Origin of the sequence: Nocardia sp. NPDC003269 (assembly GCF_042888005.1) — a bacterium.
In the GTDB taxonomy this organism is placed as follows: Bacteria; Actinomycetota; Actinomycetes; order Mycobacteriales; family Mycobacteriaceae; genus Nocardia.
Genome location: NZ_JBIAPA010000006.1, coordinates 19,709 through 37,722 on the forward strand (window position 1 = coordinate 19,709; position 18,014 = coordinate 37,722).

General features: G+C 68.6%; 16 protein-coding genes. 10 read left to right on the forward strand and 6 right to left on the reverse strand.

The window, feature by feature from the left end:
• Positions 1-260: 260 nt before the first annotated feature.
• Together ACFYWJ_RS32635 and rffA are read left to right on the forward strand one after the other, a co-directional pair.
• On the forward strand, positions 261-1,301 hold the full coding sequence (locus tag ACFYWJ_RS32635) for a glycosyltransferase (RefSeq protein ID WP_355281850.1): 1,041 nt from the start codon (positions 261-263) through the stop codon (positions 1,299-1,301).
• Positions 1,298-2,434 (forward strand): dTDP-4-amino-4,6-dideoxygalactose transaminase, encoded by a 1,137-nt coding sequence (gene rffA / locus ACFYWJ_RS32640; RefSeq protein ID WP_355281789.1) that lies wholly within the window; start codon positions 1,298-1,300, stop codon positions 2,432-2,434. The genes ACFYWJ_RS32635 and rffA overlap by 4 nt, the downstream gene beginning before the upstream one ends.
• A 141-nt stretch (positions 2,435-2,575) precedes the next feature.
• On the opposite strand, the gene ACFYWJ_RS32645 is transcribed toward rffA, so the two are convergent.
• The 3 genes from ACFYWJ_RS32645 to ACFYWJ_RS32655 form a co-directional block, all read right to left on the reverse strand.
• Positions 2,576-3,640, reverse strand: a complete 1,065-nt coding sequence (locus ACFYWJ_RS32645) for a lipase family protein (RefSeq protein WP_355281787.1) — start codon at positions 3,638-3,640, stop codon at positions 2,576-2,578.
• Positions 3,641-3,783: 143 nt separating this feature from the next.
• Positions 3,784-6,744 carry an AMP-binding protein gene (locus ACFYWJ_RS32650; RefSeq protein ID WP_355281785.1) on the reverse strand — a complete coding sequence of 987 codons (2,961 nt, stop codon included), beginning with the start codon at positions 6,742-6,744 and terminating at the stop codon, positions 3,784-3,786.
• A gap of 140 nt (positions 6,745-6,884) precedes the next feature.
• The gene (locus ACFYWJ_RS32655) at positions 6,885-7,670 is read right to left on the reverse strand and encodes a hypothetical protein (protein ID WP_355281782.1); all 786 of its coding nucleotides are present in this window, start codon (positions 7,668-7,670) and stop codon (positions 6,885-6,887) included.
• Between the two features lie 339 nt (positions 7,671-8,009).
• Between ACFYWJ_RS32655 and ACFYWJ_RS32660 the strand changes: the two genes are divergently transcribed.
• The 5 genes from ACFYWJ_RS32660 (at position 8,010) to ACFYWJ_RS32680 (ending at position 12,694) form a co-directional block, all read left to right on the forward strand.
• Complete coding sequence (locus ACFYWJ_RS32660; RefSeq protein ID WP_355281779.1) at positions 8,010-9,416, forward strand: family 2B encapsulin nanocompartment shell protein; 1,407 nt, start codon at positions 8,010-8,012, stop codon at positions 9,414-9,416.
• Between the two features lie 12 nt (positions 9,417-9,428).
• Positions 9,429-10,703: a family 2 encapsulin nanocompartment cargo protein terpene cyclase gene (locus tag ACFYWJ_RS32665; RefSeq protein ID WP_355281776.1), complete on the forward strand. Its 1,275-nt coding sequence runs from the start codon at positions 9,429-9,431 to the stop codon at positions 10,701-10,703.
• On the forward strand, positions 10,700-11,575 hold the full coding sequence (locus ACFYWJ_RS32670) for a geranyl diphosphate 2-C-methyltransferase (protein WP_355281773.1): 876 nt from the start codon (positions 10,700-10,702) through the stop codon (positions 11,573-11,575). Before ACFYWJ_RS32665 ends, ACFYWJ_RS32670 begins: the two co-directional genes overlap by 4 nt.
• Positions 11,572-12,141, forward strand: coding sequence for an isopentenyl-diphosphate Delta-isomerase (gene idi, locus ACFYWJ_RS32675; RefSeq protein WP_355281771.1), 570 nt, complete (start codon positions 11,572-11,574; stop codon positions 12,139-12,141). Before ACFYWJ_RS32670 ends, idi begins: the two co-directional genes overlap by 4 nt.
• A gap of 199 nt (positions 12,142-12,340) precedes the next feature.
• A complete protein-coding gene (locus ACFYWJ_RS32680; protein ID WP_355281768.1) occupies positions 12,341-12,694 on the forward strand; it encodes a hypothetical protein in 354 nt (117 codons plus the stop codon).
• Positions 12,695-12,710: 16 nt separating this feature from the next.
• On the opposite strand, the gene ACFYWJ_RS32685 is transcribed toward ACFYWJ_RS32680, so the two are convergent.
• The 3 genes from ACFYWJ_RS32685 to ACFYWJ_RS32695 all read right to left on the reverse strand — a co-directional run bounded on the left by ACFYWJ_RS32685 (position 12,711) and on the right by ACFYWJ_RS32695 (position 15,735).
• Entirely contained in the window at positions 12,711-13,439 is a 729-nt protein-coding gene (locus ACFYWJ_RS32685; RefSeq protein WP_355281765.1) for an aspartate/glutamate racemase family protein, read from the reverse strand.
• On the reverse strand, positions 13,439-14,929 hold the full coding sequence (locus ACFYWJ_RS32690; protein ID WP_355281763.1) for an NCS1 family nucleobase:cation symporter-1: 1,491 nt from the start codon (positions 14,927-14,929) through the stop codon (positions 13,439-13,441). The genes ACFYWJ_RS32685 and ACFYWJ_RS32690 overlap by 1 nt, the downstream gene beginning before the upstream one ends.
• 83 nt (positions 14,930-15,012) lie before the next feature.
• Complete coding sequence (locus tag ACFYWJ_RS32695) at positions 15,013-15,735, reverse strand: GntR family transcriptional regulator (RefSeq protein ID WP_355281760.1); 723 nt, start codon at positions 15,733-15,735, stop codon at positions 15,013-15,015.
• A 106-nt stretch (positions 15,736-15,841) separates the two neighbouring features.
• Between ACFYWJ_RS32695 and ACFYWJ_RS32700 the strand changes: the two genes are divergently transcribed.
• The 3 genes from ACFYWJ_RS32700 to ACFYWJ_RS32710 all read left to right on the forward strand — a co-directional run bounded on the left by ACFYWJ_RS32700 (position 15,842) and on the right by ACFYWJ_RS32710 (position 17,997).
• Positions 15,842-17,020 (forward strand): serine hydrolase domain-containing protein, encoded by a 1,179-nt coding sequence (locus tag ACFYWJ_RS32700; protein WP_355281757.1) that lies wholly within the window; start codon positions 15,842-15,844, stop codon positions 17,018-17,020.
• Between the two features lie 169 nt (positions 17,021-17,189).
• Positions 17,190-17,681: an ATP-binding protein gene (locus tag ACFYWJ_RS32705; RefSeq protein WP_355281754.1), complete on the forward strand. Its 492-nt coding sequence runs from the start codon at positions 17,190-17,192 to the stop codon at positions 17,679-17,681.
• Positions 17,662-17,997, forward strand: coding sequence for an STAS domain-containing protein (locus ACFYWJ_RS32710; protein ID WP_355281752.1), 336 nt, complete (start codon positions 17,662-17,664; stop codon positions 17,995-17,997). The genes ACFYWJ_RS32705 and ACFYWJ_RS32710 overlap by 20 nt, the downstream gene beginning before the upstream one ends.
• Positions 17,998-18,014: the final 17 nt, after the last annotated feature.

Here is an 18,014-nt window from a genome sequence, read left to right on the forward strand (position 1 = left end):
GACCAGACCCTACAGGTATACGATCACAGCGCCACCGCCGCACGGGCATTGCAGGAATACCCTCCGATCGCCCCACGATGCCACACCACGAAGCGTCGCATTCCGGTGTTAAAGTGCGCACCACCGCAGGAGTCTCTGCTGTCCTCGGCGCCAGCCGCCAATAGACACGAAAGTCGACGATGCCGCTTCCTCCCGCACCCTCGTCCCGCTCCGGCGCCGTTCTGCGTGCCGGTGCGCCCGACCGCAACGGGTCGCGCCCGGTGCACTCGGTGTCGGTGGTGGTCCCGGTGTATCGCGGCGAGGAGACGATCGCGGCGCTGGTGGCCGAGCTGGACCGGCTGACCGGTCCGTCGACGTCGAAGGACGGCGCGCGCTTCGCGGTCGAGGAGATCATCCTCGTCCACGACAACGGCCCCGACCGCTCGGACGTGGTGCTGCAGGACCTGGCCCGCACCTACCCGCAGGTGCGCCCGGTGTGGTTGAGCCGCAACTTCGGCCAGGACGCCGCGACGATCGCGGGCATGGCCGCGGCACGCGGCGACTGGATCGTCACCATGGACGAGGACGGCCAGCACGATCCGGCCTTCATCGCCGATTTCCTCGACGCCGCGCTGGCCTCGCGCGCGGACCTGGTCTACTCGAAGCCGACCAACACCCGCCCGCACGGTTTCCTGCGCAATCTCACCTCACGCGGCGCCAAGATCGTGCTGGCGACGGTGTTCGCGTTCCCGGACTCGACGCGGTTCGAGAGCTTCCGGCTGATCCGCGGCGACATCGGCCGTCAGCTGGCCGAGGTCGCCGCCAACGGCGTGTACCTGGACGTGGCGCTGACCTGGGTGGTCGGCAACGCCGTCCAGGTGCCGGTGGAACTGCGCGCCGAGGGCCGCGACGAGTCCGGCTACAACTACCGCCGCCTGTTCTCCCTGTTCTGGAAGATGGTGCTGTGCAGCGGCACCCGTGGCCTGCGTCTGGTGAGCATGCTCGGGTTGACCCTCGCGCTCGGCGGTGTCGTGATGGCGGCGGTGATCATCGCGCAGGCACTGACCCAGGACAACCACAATCCCGAGGGCTGGGCGTCGATCATCGTCGTGCTGCTGCTGTGCTCGGGTGCCACCTTGTTCTCGCTGGGCCTGATCGCGGAGTATCTCGGTGTGGCGCTGCACATCCTGGTCGGCAAGCCGCTGTACCTGACGGTCGAGAGCCCCACGCCGCGCCCGGATACGATGCATGCGCCGGCCGTGTCTCATCGAGTCGACGCCGTGGCGCCGGCAGCCGCGGCGGAGAAGGGTCACCACGAGTGAACGAGCGCATCATCTTCAGCAGGCCGTTCCGCGCCGCCGCCGAGCGCGCCAATCTGCTGGCCGTGCTCGATTCCGATCACAGTCACGGCGACGGCCGGTTCACCAAGTCGGCGACGGCGAAGATCAAGGCCATCACCGGCGCCGACCACGCCCTGCTGACCACCTCGTGCACGCACGCCCTCGAACTCGGCGCGCTGCTGCTGGAGCTGGGGCCCGAGGACGAGGTGATCGTCCCGAGTTTCGCGTTCACCTCGGCGGCGACGGCGATGGCGCTGCGCGGGTCCACGTGCGTGTTCGTCGACATCGACGACGCGACCGGCAACATCGACCCGGCGGCCGCGGCGGCCGCGATCACCGACCGCACCAAGGCGATCGTCGTCATGCACTACGGCGGCGTGGCCGCCGACATGGAGCCACTGCTCGCGCTGGCCGCCCAGCACGGGGTGGCGATCATCGAGGACAACGCGCACGGCCTCGGCGGCACCTGGCGCGGCAGGCAGCTCGGCACCATCGGCACGCTGGGCACCCAGAGCTTCCACGACACCAAGAACGTGCACTGCGGTGAGGGTGGCGCGCTGCTGCTCTCGGACGAGATCCTGATGGGTCGCGCCGAGATCATGCGCGAGAAGGGCACCGACCGGGCGCGTTTCCTGCGCGGCCAGGTCGACAAGTACTCCTGGCAGGACATCGGCTCGAGCTACCTGCCCAGCGAACTCAACGCGGCGGTCCTGGACGCGCAGCTGGCCGAGTTCGACACCATCCAGCAGCAGCGCCACCGGGTGTGGGACACCTACGCGGCCGCGCTGCCCGAGTGGGCGGCCCGCAACGACGTCCGTCCGATGACGGTGCCCGCCGACCGCGGCCACACCGCGCACCTGTTCTACCTGCGGATGCCGACCGAGGAGAGCCGCGACGGCATCATCGGCCATCTCGCCGAGCGCGGGATCGTCGCGCCGTTCCACTACATTCCGCTGGACTCCAGCCCGGCCGGGCTCAAGTACGGCCGCACGCCGGTGCCCTGCACCCGATCGGCGAACTTCTCGGCGACGATCGTGCGGCTGCCGCTGTGGCCGCTGCTCTCGGAAGCGCAGCAGACCCGCGTCATCGACGCGGTCACCGAGTTCCGGGTGTAGGAACCACCGTCCGTCGCGGGTCGCTCAGCGGCCGAAGCGGGTGTTCACCCAGGCCAGGGCATCGTCGTAGCCCGCGTCGAGCAGGCCGCGGTGGTCGATGCCGGAGTAGGTGCGGTAGTCCACCGCCTGACCCGCGATCCGCTACTGAGCCACCATGGCGTCGGTGGCGAGCGGCAGCACCACGGTGTCGCCGGACCCCTGCTGCACCAGCAGCGGTGTGGTCAGCGCTAGCGAGCTCGGGTCGTTGGCGTCGAGGACCCCGGTGAGCGCGTCGACGTCCGGGTCATCGGTGAACACCGTGCCCGGATCGAGTCCACCCCAGGAGTCGGCGGCCCGCAGCTGCCCGACGCAGCGGTCGTCGGCCTGACCGAGCATCGACAATGCCTGCGGCGCAAGGAAAGTCGACGGGTCGATCGGGGCGACTGTTTCCGCGCCGCGAATGAACAGTGGCAGGAACGCCACCGAACCGGCCGGGATGCGGTCCGCCGCGATCCCGGCGTGCCCGATCACGCCCAGCCCCCGCACGACCGGGCCCAGGTGCGATGCCGGGGCCATCGCCACCGAGCCGAGCAGCCGCATCCCGGGCGCCCACTCCTGCGAGCGCGCGTTGGCGAAGATCGCGGCCTGCCCGCCCTGCGAATGCCCCATCGCCACCCATCGGGTGCCGACCTCCGGCGCGACCACCCGGGCGGCGGTCGCCATATCGGCCACGGCGCGCTGCTCGGCCTCCCCGATCAGGTAGCCGTGCGCGCCCGGCGTGCCGAGTCCCTGGTAGTCGGTCTGGGCCACCGCGTATCCGGCGGCGATCCAGCGCGCCTGCACGTCGCGGGCGAGTGCGGTGTAGTCGTGCGCGGGGAAGGACGGGTCGGTGTCCCGCGACGGCGCGCAGACGTCGGCGGTGCCGGTGGTGCCGTGCGCCCACGAGATCAGCGGCCAGCCACCGGCGGGCGGCTCGCCCTCGGGCACCGCGAGCGTGCCGGAGACCGCGACCGGAGCGCCCTGCATGTCCACCGAGCGGTACAGCACCAGGTAGTTGCGCGCACCCGGAAGCGCGGGATCGCCGGTGAGCGGTCGCGACCGGATCACCGAGCCGTGCTCGCCCGGCACCAGATCCGCTGCGGGCGAATAGAATTCGAGCCCAGCCGGTCCGGTCTCGGCGATCGCGACGGGCGGGCCGACCGCGAGCAGCGCGGCGAGCACAGCCACCGGCGCCGCCAGTCGAGCCGCGACAGTCCCCGTCCGAGAGCCGATCACTACCGAACCTCCGAGTCCGCCCGCGCCGGAGCGCGGGACGCCGATCAGTGCCGCGGGCAATCTACCCGACGCGCACCGATCGGACCGGACTCGACTCAGTGGCCGCCGAACAACGCCGCGGCCGCGGCGTCGGTGAGCACCTCGTAGACGTCGGCCTCCCGGTGGTAGATCCAGGTGTTCGGCCCCGCCTTCGGCAGGCCGGCGGCCTGCACCGCCGTGGCCGACGGCCGGAAGCTGGTGCTGCGCGGGATCTCGTCGACGACGTAGACCAGATCGGGTCGCTGATCGGGGGCCAGCGCCCGCATCGCCTCGGTGACGTCACCCGGTTCGATGCGGAACCCCGTGCGCACGCTCAGGGCGGCCACGGCCAGCACACCCGACGGCGTCGTCAACCCGTAGGCGACCTCCATGTCGACCGGGGTGATGTCGTTGAGCACGTCGATGATCGGCTGGGTGAACACCGGCCCGCGCGCCGTACGTATCACCGTGTCGCGGCGGTCGACCAGCCAGTAGTCGCCGTCGCTGTCGCGCCGGAACAGGTTCTCCGTCGGCCACCAGGCGTCTCCGGCCCGGAACACGCCGCGCAGCCCACCGTCGGACAGGTCACCACCGTCGACCGACTTGCCGAGCAGCAGACCCGGCTCGTTGTCGGCGCAGCGCCGCGCGAAACCGTCGTCGCCGACGAGGATCTGCTCGGTGACCGGGTCGTAGGCGACCAGTTCGACGTGCGCGGTGCCCGGCACCGGCCTGCCCTTGGACCCGATCTTGGCGCCGGGCACATTGGCCAGCACCACATCGCCGTCGATCGAGGCGTAGAACTCCAGCACCCGGGCCGGGGTGAACTGCTCCAGGGTGCGCCGCCACAGCCCGGCGGGCATGCCGGAGCCGATGAACAGCCGGATCGGGTGGTTGTGCCCGGCCGGGAAGACCTGCGCGTCGAGCAGGTCACGCAGCATCGTCCACGTGTAGGTGACCACGGTGACGCCGTAGCGGTGCACCTCCTCGGCGAACCGGCCCGGCTCCATGTCCATCGGCCTGGCCAGCGCGATCCGGCTGCCGCCCGCGATCGCGCCACCGAGACTCACCAGCAGACCCGACGAGTGATGCAGCGGCGCGAGGCAGTACACGGTGTCGCGGCGATCGAGGTCGGCCGCGCTGGCGGTGCCGAACGCCGACAGCGCCCAGCGGTGGTTGGTGATGTATTTGGCCTCGAGCCGGTCACCGGTGCCGATGACGAGGATGAACGCGAGCTCGCGCGCCAGGCCCGGATTGGGCCGGTACCACGCGGGCACGCGCACCTTCGACGGGTCGATCTGCTCGAGATCGATCACCCGGTCCCCGGTCGGCAGCGCGAGCCGCCGGGCGTCACCACCGCCGAGCACCAGCACCCTGGCGCCGGTCGCGGCGGCGGTGCGCAGGTTCTCCGGGTCGGTGATCAGCGTCTGCACACCGGTCAGCTCCATCGCCCGGTCCAGCTCGGCGCCGGGGGCCAGCAGCACCGCGACGGCGCCGAGGCGCGAGAGCGCGGCCACGGCGGCCAGCGCGCTCGGCCTGGTCTCCATGACGACGCCCACCCTGGTGGCGGGCCGGATGCCGACCGAGATCAGGCCGCGCACCACATTGTCGATGCGCACCTCCACCGCGGCGTTGGTGTGCACCCGGTCGTCGAAGAGGAACAGGTCCTTCTGCGGCGCCCGCTTGGCGTGCTCGTGCAGCAGTTTGCCCAGCGAGATACGGGTGTGCGGCTGGATCATGCCGAGCCGGGTCAGGCGCGGCAGCGCCCGCGCGGCCTCCCCCGCCATCTCGACGGAACCGCGAATCGTGTTGCTGGCGATGCCTTCCAGCGCCTTGCCGACGCCGGCGCCCGCCTCGGCCAGCGACGCCGCGGTGTGCACCACCCGGGTCGCCGCGGTGCGCGGGGCGTTGCTCGCCACGTGTTCTTTCATCGGCACGATCTGCTCGGGCAGCGCGCCGTTGCCGTCCATCCAGGCGATCCAGTCGCGCACCATCGGCCAGGTGTGATTGGTCGCGGTCGAACCGGCGACGAGACCGAAATGCCCTGCCACCAAACTGGCTTCGTAGACCTCGGCGTTGGGCGCGGCCCGCACGATGCCGCGCACCGCACCGGGCTGGCCGATGTCGTCGACCTCGCCGACGAAGGCCAAAATCGGGCACCGCAGCTCGGCCAGTGAGATCGGGTGATCGCGGATCACGAAGCCGCCCAGCATCATCCGGTTGTGCGCGACGAACTGCTTGAGCAGATCCGCGACCGCGGGACCCGAATATCCCACCCAGCCGTCGCTGTTGAGGAAGCGGCGCTGACGTTCCTTGGGCAGCAACGCTTCCCGGTCGTGCAGCTGCAACAGGAAGTCGATCCGCGACTTGGCGGTCTTGACCGGGTCCAGCATCTGGAATCCGATGCGCACCATCGACTCGGTGATCGGCAGGCGGTGCATCACGTGGTCGGCCAGGAAGTCGGCGACCTCGGAGACCACGCCGTAGGGCAGCCCGAACGGCATGCCCGCGACGATGTCGACGGGGCTGCCGAAGGTGACGATGGAGGCCACGCCCTTGCCGTACCGGTAGGCGGCGGTCTGGTAGGCAAACATGCCGCCCTGCGAGTACCCCATCAGGTGCAGCTGCGCGCCGGTGGCCTCGCACACGGTGTCGATGGCCGAGTCCACCGCGAGCACGTGGTCGGCCAGGTCACGTTCCCAGCCGCCCTCCTCGGTGGCCGGCGAGCCGAAATCGATGACCCAGCAGTCGATTCCGCTCGCGTGCAGGATGCCGACGGCACCGCCCGCGGCGTTCACGTCCCAGATGTCGGCGTTCACCATCAGCGGCGGAACCAGCAGCGCCACCGGGCGGCCCGGTGTCGTATCGTCGGGGAAGTAGTGGCGCAGCCGGTACATGCGTCTGCGCTCGACGACCTCGAAGGGCGAGGACTCGACATCGTGGGCCAATCCGCCGAAGCGGATCACCTCCAGTCCGTTCTGCGCGGTAGCCAGCAACCGCTGCATCGAACCGACCACACCTTTTGGACTGATATCCACCATTCCCACCTGGCCTACCCTGCTGAAAGTGACACACCTCACACACCCCGATGTGCTCATATGAGCTAACCACACCGGACCTCCATTATGTGTCGGCTGTGACAGGCCGCATGTTGCGGCGATTCGGGTCACACCGTGGCAGTTCAGCGGCCCATCACGTTGACGTAGACGCTGTCGAACGGCTCGCTGCTCACACTGAGATCGCCGCGGAACGGATAGTCCAGCGCGGCGATCAGGAAGATCATCGCGCCGAGGAAGAACGCGAACAATCCACCGAGCACCAGATGCGCGTGTTTGCCGAGGCTGAACAGGCACAGCAGCACCAGGTTCACCGCGCCGCCGACCAGGATCGTCCACCAGAGCACGTCCGGAATGCCGCCTTTGGTGGCATTGATCCGGTGCCTGCGGTCGGAATCGAAGCGGGCGAACTGGTCGATGGTGGCGGCGTGCACGATCTCCTCCGCACTGCTGGACGGCCGGAATTCGAGCAGGTGGCCCTGGAACCTGGTCACCAGCGCGGTGCCGCCCATCGGCTCCTCGCCCTCCCGCAGCGCGGGCCAGACCACGTCGAGCACATCGCGGGTGTAGTCGGCGAGATCCTCGCGCAGCAGCTCCCGGTACGGCTCCGGATAGGCGCTCACCTCCCGGTAGAGCGTGCCGATCGCGGCGGCCTCGTCGGCGACCCGGCTCTGCGCCACGTCGTAGGACTCGTAGGTGGCGGCCGCGATGAGCCCGAGCAGCAACCCGTAGAAGACCCCGCCGACGGTGAGCACCATCGTGACGGTCTCGTTCCAGCCGGGTTCGGGCCCGAACGCGCGCTGCACCGCCGCTCTGCTGAGCAGGATCCCGGTCACGGTGAGCCCGACGGCCGTGCCGGTGATGAGAAGGAAGTCCAGCCAGATCGGTAGCTCGTATATCCAGGTGAACATGATCCGACGATAACGACCCCGGATCCGATTCCGGCATCGATCCGCGATTCATCCCAGGACATCTCGTGGCCCGCAATCGCCTACCGCGCAAGGGATCTCCCGGTCACAGCCATGTTTTCGCGAATAGCTCGCGCACGGCACCGCCGACCACCTACCATCGAACTCGTCCGGAACGCACTGACACGCATCGACTTTCGTGTAACACCGTTTCACACGCCCGGTTTCACCCCGCGCAGGACCATTCGATTCGCATCGTTACCCACCCCCAGCCTGTCGCGCATCGTCGCGCCACACAGGCCGATCGGCCGTGCCGATTTCCGTCCCGAGGTGAGGATCTCCATGACCATCGAAATGCCGCTGCCCACAGACAATTCCGTCCGCAAGAGCCTCAGTACCACCGCGGCGCATCAGCTGGCGCACACCACCAAATCCGAGCCGCAGATGCAGGGCATCAGCTCCCGGTGGCTGTCCCGCGCGCTGCCGTGGGTGCAGGTCGCGGGCGGTATCTACCGCGTCAACCGGCGACTCACCCACACCGTCGGCAACGGCGAGGTCGAGTTCGTCGTCGACGGTGCGCGCGCCAGGGTGATCCCCCAGGAATTGCGCGAACTGCCCGCGCTGCGCGATGTCGACGACGAGCTGATCTTGCGCCCGCTGGCCGACAATTTCGTCCAGTACGATCTCGATCCCGGCGCCGTCGTCGCCGAATTCGGTAATCCCATGGACCAGGTGATCCTGGTCGTCCACGGGAAACTCGCCAGGATCGGCTCCGGTGAATACGGCGAGTCGACCAAACTCGGCATGCTGTCAGGCGGTGACTACTACGGCGAGGACATGCTCACCGACCCGTCGGCCATTTGGCCGGACACCGTGAAAACGGTGACCAGAACGACAATTCTGTGTCTGCCAAGACAATCGTTCGAGCAATTCCTGGAAATGAATCCCGACCTCGCCCGCATTCGCTCCGACGCCGCCCGGGCGCCGCAGCGGACGCAGAATTCCAAGGGCGAGGCCGACATCGAGATCTCCTCGGGTCACTCCGGGGAGCCCCTGCTCGAGGGCACCTTCGTCGACTACGACGCGAGTCCCCGGGAATATGAGCTCAGCCTGGCGCAGAGCGTGCTGCGGATCCACACCCGCGTCGCGGATCTGTTCAACGATCCGATGAACCAGGTCGACCAGCAGTTGCGCCTGACCGTCGAGGCGCTCTACGAACGCCGCGAGCACGACCTGGTGAACAATCCGGAGTTCGGCCTGCTGCACAACTGCGACCTCAAGCAGCGCATCACCACCGAGTCCGGCGCGCCGACCCCCGACGACATGGACGAGCTGCTGAGCATGCGCCGCGGCACCAAGTTCTTCCTCGCGCACCCGAAGGCGATCGCGGCGTTCGGTCGCGAATGTTCGCGCCGCGGACTGTATCCCGACCCGGTGGAGTTCCAGGGCCACCGCGTCCCCGGCTGGCGCGGCGTACCGATCCTGCCGTGCGGCAAGATCCCCGTCAGCGCCACGCAGACCACCTCGATCATGGCGATGCGTATCGGGGAGAAGGACCAGGGCGTGGTCGGGCTGCATCAGACCGGCATCCCCGACGAGTACGAGCCGAGCCTCAACGTCCGGTTCAAGCAGATCGACGACCAGTCGATCATGTCCTACCTGGTGAGCTGCTACTACTCGGCCGCCGTTCTGGTCCCCGACGCGCTCGGCGTTCTCGACGACGTCCTCGTCGCGCGCCGGGCCGACTGAGCGGCGCGCGCCGTGTCGATCCTCACCAGGGCGGCGGCGCCGCACGCGAGCACCGAGCTCGCCGCCACGGTGGCCGCCCTGCTGCACGACGCGACGGCACCCGCGGTCCTGTTCACCCGACTCGGCACCTCGGCATCCACACTCCCCCACCGGGTTTCGCCGTCCGCGCCCCGACCCTTCGGCCCGCGCCGGCTGCCGGGTCCGACCGGCCTCGGCACCACCAGCCTGTGGCGCAGCGAGCAGGCTCCACCGGTCACCGAGACGAAGAGCGGTGCACCGCAAAAGATTCCGCCTCTCTACTGTCCGCCACCCGAACGTGACGATCCCGCGCTGGCTGAGGCCGTCAATGTCGGCCTGCTCGCCTGGGCCGCCGAGATCGGCCTCTACGAAGGCCGACTCGACGAACTCGGCAAGGCCGACTTCGGCCGGCTGATCATGCTCGCCCACCCCGATTGCGACGACCCCGACCTGCTCCTGGGCGCCGCCCGCTGCGCGGTCGCCGAATGGTCGGTCGACGACTACTACTGCGAGGAGGACGCCCCTGGCGACACCGCACCCGACGGCACCCCGTCCAGCGCCGCCGCCGAACTCGGACCCCGGCTCGAGCTCGCCGCGGCCGCGATGGACCCGGCGCACCTGCCCGCGCGGTACGCGCCCCGGCTCGAACAGGCCATGCAGGCCGACCCGATCCTGCGCGCGTTCCGCACCTCCTTCGCGTGCCTGGCGGGGTACGCGAGCCCGGCGCAGCTGGCCAGGTTACGCACCGAGATCGCGGGCTGGTTCATCGCGCTCGGCGCCGAGGCCGGCTGGCGCGCCGCGGACCGGATGCCACCGGTCTGGGAGTACCTCACCAACCGGCAGCCGCACAGTTTCCTGCCGTGTATGGCGCCGATCGACGTCGTCGGGGGCTACGAGCTCGGGGCCCCCGAGTACACCGATCCGGCCGTCCGACGGGTCACCACCACGGCCGCGCTGGCCGCCCAGATGGTGAACGACCTGTATTCGATGGCGCGCGAGGACCTTTCCGGCGGCAGGGAGTTCAACCTGCCGACGGTCCTGGCCGCCGAGGAGGGCTGCGGCCGCGCCGACGCGGTCCTGCGAACCGCACAGATCCACGACGAGCTCATGCACCGCTTCGAACGGGAAGCGGCCCCGCTCGCCGCCGCGGGCTCACCCCAGCTGCGCCGATTCCTGGCCGGCCTGTGGGCCTGGATGGGTGGCAACCGCGCCTGGCACGCCGGCAGCCGCCGCTACCACGACATCGCTCCAGGAGAGGACGACCGATGACCATCGCGAACCCCCAGACCGACCGCACCGTCCTGCGCACCACGTACCAGCGCTCCGTCGCGGCCTACTGGAACAACAACCCCAACGACGATCGGGTGAACACCAAGCTCGGCGAGGTCGACGGTCTCTACCACCACCACTATGGCATCGGCGCCCCCGACTGGTCGGTCATCGAAGGGCCGGACGCGACCAAGCAGGACCGGATCGTGCGGGAACTGCACCGGCTCGAGACCGCCCAGGCTGACTTCCTCCTCGACAATCTCGGGCCGATCCAGAACGCGGACCGCCTCGTCGACGGCGGCTCGGGCCGCGGCGGCACCAGCTTCATGGCGGCCGAGCGCTTCGGCTGCCAGGTCGACGGGGTCTCCATCTCCGAATACCAGGTGGGCTTCGCCAACGACCAGGCCGCGACGCGTGGCGTCACCGACCGGGTCAAGTTCCACTTCCGCAACATGCTCGACACCGGCTTCGCCGACGAGTCGGTGCGCGGCATCTGGACCAACGAGACCACCATGTACGTCGACCTGTTCGACCTGTTCGACGAGTTCGCCCGGCTCCTGGAACCCGGCGGCCGCTACGTCTGCATCACCGGCTGCTCCAATGACGTGACCGGCGGCCGGTCCGCCTCGGTGAGCTGGATCGACGCGCACTACGGCTGCATGATCCATCCGCGCAGCGAGTATTTCCGGGCCCTGTCCGACAACGGCCTCATCCCCACCACCGTGGTCGACCTCACCCCCGACACCATCCCGTACTGGGAGCTTCGCACCCATTCCGAGCTCGCCACCGGCGTCGAGCAGCCCTTCCTCACCGCCTACCGCGAGGGGAGCTTCCAGTACCTGATGATCGTCGCCGATAAGGTGGCCAGGTGACCGAACAGCTCGCCGAACTGTCGACCGACCGCGAAGCCCTTTCCGTGGAACTGGTCGACGACGCGGGTCTGGCGATCGGAGCGTGCTCGGTGGCCGATGCTCATCGGCCACCGGGCACGCTCCACCGCGCCTTCTCGGTACTGCTGTTCGATCGGCACGGCCACGTGCTGATCCAGCAGCGCGCCGCGGTGAAGACCAGGTTCCCGCTGCAGTGGGCCAACACCTGCTGCGGTCATCCCGCGCCCGGTCAGGCGGTGCTCGAGGCCGCCGCGATCCGGCTGCGCGAGGAGTTCGGCATGGCGGCCGAGCTCACCGAGGTCGGCACCTTCCGGTACCGCGCGGGCGACGAGAAGACCGGCCGGGTGGAGCACGAATACGACCACGTCGTGATCGGCGTGGTCGGCGATGTGCCACCGCGGCCCGATCCCGCCGAGATCGCCACCTGGGCCTGGATCGCCCCGCACGCCCTGCGGGCCGACCTCGCCGACAATCCGGGGCGGTACACGCCGTGGCTGGCCGAGGTGCTCGAGATCGCCGACCGGGCGCACACCGCCACCCAGGCCTAGCCCCCTCCCCTCCTTGCCGTTTTCCCTGACAGCACGCTGTCCACCCACACCGAGGAGGCATCTATTCGTTAGATGCGCATATCTATATCTGCCGATGTTTAGACTTCTTGGTGAAATCACAGGCTGGCCACAGTCGCCGACCAGGCCGGGCGCGGACCCTGAACAGGGAACGGTTCCACCGACGGCGAGTGAGGTAGCGATGGTCGAGGTCGAGATCAACGACGACACGGTGACGGTCAATGTGCTCGGCGGGCATCGCCTGCTCGCCCTGCGCCAGCAGGTCGTGATCGACCGCGCCGCCATCACCGGCATCCGCCCCGCCGAGGTCGACCTGCGCCCGCCGTGGGTCCGCGCACCCGGCACCTTCATCCCCGGCGTCATCGCCGCCGGCGTCTACCGCGGCAAGGGCCGGAAGGAATTCTGGGACACCACCTTCGGCGGCAGCGCTGTCCGCATCGACCTGGACGGACCCGATTTCACCCGGCTGGTCGTCGACGTCGACGACCTCGACGCCGTCCTGCGAGCGCTGACGCCCGAGGCGATCGCCGTCTGACCGGGCGCACCGGCACTCAGGAGCCGAACGATTCCAGCAACCCGGTGTAAGGCTTCGGTGGCGGCGCGGCGAACTCTCCCCTGCCCGACTTGCGCAGCCCGAGCGTGATCAGCGACTGCACGGTCAGGGTCGCGGCCGCGACGCCATCGATCACCGGCACACCGATCTCCGCGCTGATGTGCGCGCACAGGTCGGCCATGCCCGCGCAGCCCAGCACCACCGCGTCGGAGCCGTCGGCGGCCACGGCCGTCCGGCACGCTTCGGTGACGATCTTGCGGGCGTCCGGGTCGGTGTCGAGGGCGAGCACCGGCAGGTCGCAGGCGTGCATGCCGAGGCAGAAGCGGTCCATCCCATAGCGTTCGGCCAGGTCGGCGGCGCGACCGAGGGTGCGGCCGAGCGTCGTCACCACACTGAACCCGCGGCCGAGGTGGCTCGCGGTGTGCATGGCCGCCTCCGCGATACCGATCACCGGACCCGCCGCCAGTTCCCTGGCCGCGTCCAGCCCCGGATCACCGAAGCAGGCGATCACATAGCCGTCCACGCCGTCGGCCTCGCCCTGCCGGATCGCCGCGAGTAGACCGGGCACACTCATCGCTTCGTCGTAGTGGCTCTCGATGGAGACGGGACCGGTCTCGGAGGTGACCGCGTCGAGCAGCGTGCCCCGGCCGACGACGGCCAGGGCGCACTGCTCGATCGTCTCGGTCATCGCCCGGGTGGTGTTCGGGTTGACGACCCGGATCCGCATCAGGCACCGACCTCCTGGGTAGCCGCCGCGCGCTTGGCCGCGGTCAGCAGATAGTAGGTGAGGAAACCGAGACCGCAGCCGATGAACCAGCTGTACTGGGCCGCGGTGTGCATCCCCGGCAGGCTGTTGGCCAGCACCGGGAACACCGCGACGAGGGCGCCGACAGCCGTCGCCACGACCGCGGCCGGGTGATAGCCCTTGCGGTACCAGTACGCCCCTCGCTCGGACATCGTGAACAGATCGTCGACGATCACCTTCTGCTTGCGCACCAGGTAGTAGTCACAGATCAGCACCCCGAACAGCGGGCCGATGAAGGCGCCGAGCACCTCGAGCGTGTAGTGGATGACATCGGGATTGTTGTACAGATTCCACGGCGTGATCAACACCGAACCGACCGCGGCGATCATGCCGCCCGCCCGCCAGCTGATCCGCTGCGGGCTCACATTCGAGAAATCGAACGCGGGCGAGATGAAATTCGCGACGATATTGATGCCGATGGTGGCGATGGTGAAGGTGAGCGCGCCGAGCACGATCGCGAACGTGGAATCGATCTTGGCGACGGTGGCGACCGGATCGGTGATCAATTCACCGTAGACCGGCACCGTCAGCGACGCGGTGATCACCACCAGCAACGAGAACAGCAGGAAATTCACCGGCAGGCCGAGCAGATTACCGGTCTTCACGGCCTGAAAACTCTTGCCGTAGCGGGAGAAGTCACCGAAATTCAGCATCGGCCCGGAGAAGTAGGACACCACCAACGCGATCGCGCCGAGCATCACCGGCACCGACGCCCAGCCGGTGTACTTCACCTCGCCCAGGCTCAGGTCGATCGCGCCCCAGCCTGCCTTCGCGATGAGATATCCGCACAGCACGAACATGACGACATACACGGCGGGACCACAGAAGTCGATGAACTTGCGGATCGAATCCATGCCGCGCCAGAACACGCACGCCTGCACCACCCAGAGCAGCAGGTAGCTCCCCCAGCCGAGCAGCGACAACCCCAGGAACCCGTAGTCGGCGGTGACGGCGTATGGCGCCAGCCCCGGAAACAGTTTCACCAGGACGACATCCAGCGCGGCGGAGGCGAGGAACGTCTGGATGCCGTACCAGGCGACCGCGATCAACCCGCGGATGATCGCCGGGATATTCGCGCCGAGGACCCCGAAAGCACTGCGGCAGATCACCGGATAGGGCACGCCCGTCACCTGGCTGGGCTTGGCCACCAGATTGCAGAAGAAATAGACGATGGTGATACCTATGAGCAACGCCGCCAGCACCTGCCAGCTGGCCAGGCCGAGCGCGAAAAGGCTACCGGCCGTGACATATCCGCCGACACTGTGCACATCCGACATCCAGAACGCGAAGATGTTGTAGGTGCCCCAGCTCTGTTTCCGCAGCGGCGCCAGATCCTCGTTCGTCAGCCGCGGATCGTAGGCGGGTGGATCACCGGCGGGTACCCCCGCCGAGGAGGTGATGGTATCGGTCATGGTCGTTCCCATCCGAAGGGTGAATCTGCTTCGCTGACGGTAAGTATCAGCAGTTGCCCTTCGGTTTCCCGACAATTTCCCGGCTATTGCACCGAAGATATATCTTCCGGCGCGAGCAATCCGGTGTCGGTGGGCAGGGTCGCGATGACCGATTCCAGTCGGCGGTGGTGTTCCTCGGCGGCGGCGAGCAGCCGTTCGACATCGCGGGCCAGGAACGCGTCGAGCATCGCGATGTGGTCGGTGTGCAGCCGTTCCCGGTCACACCGGTCGATGTGGACCATCGATTGCACGGGTTCGGTGACGTTCCACGCGGATTCGAGCATGTGCAACAGCCGGAACATCCGCGACGGCCGGGTCAGCGCGACATGGAAGCTGCGCGACTGCCGCTGATAGGTCTCGGGGTCGTCGTCGAGGATCGCCCGTTCGAGCAGTTCGTTCACCGCGAGCAGGTGCGCGCGCTCGGCCTCGCCCGCATTGGTCGCCGCGGCCGCGAGCGAGGCGGTTTCCAAGGTGTCGCGCACGATGTACATCTCACGCAATTCGCGGGCTGTGAGCTGGGCCACCTGGTAGCCGCGCTGCGGGCGGTGGGTGACCAGTCCCTCGCCGATCAGCGTCTTGAGCGCCTCGCGCACGGGGATGTGGCTCACCCCGAACAGCACGGCCACTTCACGCAGGGGAATCACGGTGCACGGCGGCACGGCGCCGTCGAGGATCACCCGGCGTAGTTCGCCGAGGATCACCTGGGGGCGGCCGGGCTCGTCCACCACGAGCCTCGCGAGCAGCGCCGATCGTCGTCTCGGGGGCATATCCACATGCTATGGACGATGTATTGCGCTCGCGGTCATCTATGTGACGGTCAGGAAACGATCACCGTACCGACCGGTCCTGTGTGCGGGGTGGCATGCTCGAACGATGGGAGTTTCGACAACGCAGTCGGTGGATCGCCGTTTCGTCAGCCTGGTCGCGATGTTCGACCGTCTGTTCCGCAAGCCGTCGCACGGTGGTGGCGCGCTGTGCGTGTACCTGCACGGCGAACCGGTGGTCGATGTGTGGGCGGGGTACGCGAGCCCCGGCGTGCCCTGGGCGTCGGATTCGGTGGCGCTGGCCTTCTCCACCGGAAAAGGCGTGGCCTCCACGGTGATCCATCAGCTCGCCGAGCGCGGACAGCTCGACTACGACACCGCGGTCGCCGAGTACTGGCCCGAGTTCGCGGCGGCGGGCAAGGGACACATCACGGTCCGCGATGTGCTCACCCACCGGGCCGGCCTGCACCGGCTGCGCGGTCTGCTGCCCGGGCCCGCCGAACGCTTCCTCGACGACGAGGCCGTCACCGCCGCGCTGGCCGCGGCCACCCCCGATCCCCGGCATCGCGTCACCAGCGGCTATCACGGGATCAGCTACGGGCACCTGGCCGCCGAACTGGTGCGCCGGGTGACGGGCCGCGATTTCGTCGACGTCGTGCGCACGGAACTCGCCGAACCGCTCGGCGCCGACGAACTCTGGTTCCGGGTGCCGAAGGAGGAGCGGCACCGCATCGCCACCACCTTCCCGCGACTGCGGGCGGCGGGCATGGACTGGGACCGGGGTTCCGATCTGCTCACCCGCACCAGGTACGCCGCCGCCGCGGAGACCACGCCGCGCGGTTTCGCCGACCTCATCGTCGATCCGCGCGTGCACGATTCGGTCATGCCGGGCGTCAACGGTGTGTTCTCGGCCCGCGCGCTGGCCCGCGTCTACGCGGCGCTGGCCAACGACGGCGAGCTCGACGGCACCCGCGTCCTCGAGCCCGGGTCGATCCGCCGCTTCGCCACCCGCCAGGTCTTCACTCCCGACTATGTTCTCGCGTTCCGCATTCCGTGGGCGCTGGGTTTCCACGGCGTCCCTATGAAACCGTCCAAGGCCGACCCGATTTCGGCCTTCGGCCACTTCGGCCTCGGCGGTTCCGGCGCGTTCGCCGACCCCGAGACGGGCATGTCGCTGGCCTTTGTCACCAACCGGCTCGGCGGCAAGCTCACCCCCCTCGGCGACGCCCGCCTCACCCGCCTCGGGACCACCGCCCACAACATCGCGAAAGCCGACAGGCTCCGCTGAGACCCGACACAACACCACACCTCCGCACCGGCAACACCGGCTGTGAGCAGGTCCCGGGCGGTAGTCTTGTGCGTGCGTTTCTGATTGTTCTCGATGCTGACACCTTCGATTCGAGGAGTGCACAGATGGCGAACGACCAGCGAGTTCAGCGGTTTCGGTGACGCGTCCCATGGGAGTCGATGCCGGTACCCGGCTGCCGCTGTGTGTCGTGATCGGCAGCCGAATCGAGCAGATCGAGCGAGCGCGCGCCCGGCTCACGCCGATCCTGTACGGCCTGTGGGGCGACGAGTCCGCGGTCTGGCCGATCGAGCTGGCACTACACGAAGCGGTGGTCAACGCGATCGAACACGGTGGCGACGGTACTCCGGACGCCACGGTCGAGATCGTCCTCGATATCGAGGACGACGAACTACTGATCGAGATCAGCGACCAGGGACCGGGATTCGACCCCGACACCGTGCCCGATCCGCGCCTCGCCGAGGGAGTGCTGCGCGCGTCGGGACGCGGTGTGCTCCTCATGCGCACAGCCGTCGATTCCCTCGCGGCCGCCCACGGTCCGCGAGGGCGGTTCACACTCACCCTGCGCACCAAGCTCCCCCGCTCCGGCGCGCGGGGAGTACCACCCCACAGAGGAGGGTTCCATGGAGATCAAAGAACGTAGCGTCAACGGCGTCACCATCCTGGATCTGACCGGCGACCTCGTCCTCGGCATGGGCGAGATTCGGCTCACGGAGGAGATCCGGAATCTGATCGACGCCGGGACGAAAAAGATCCTGCTGAACCTCGCAGCGGTGCCTCGCGTCGATTCCGCTGGAGCCGGCGGTTTGGTATCGAGCTACAAGAGCGTCACCCGCGAAGGCGGGAAACTCAAACTGGTCAACGTGACCGACCAAGCTCGAGATCTGTTCATGCTCACCGGGCTCCTCACGGTGTTCGATGCCTACGACACCGAGCAGGAGGCGATCAACTCCTTCTGACCTCGCCGGCGCTCGGG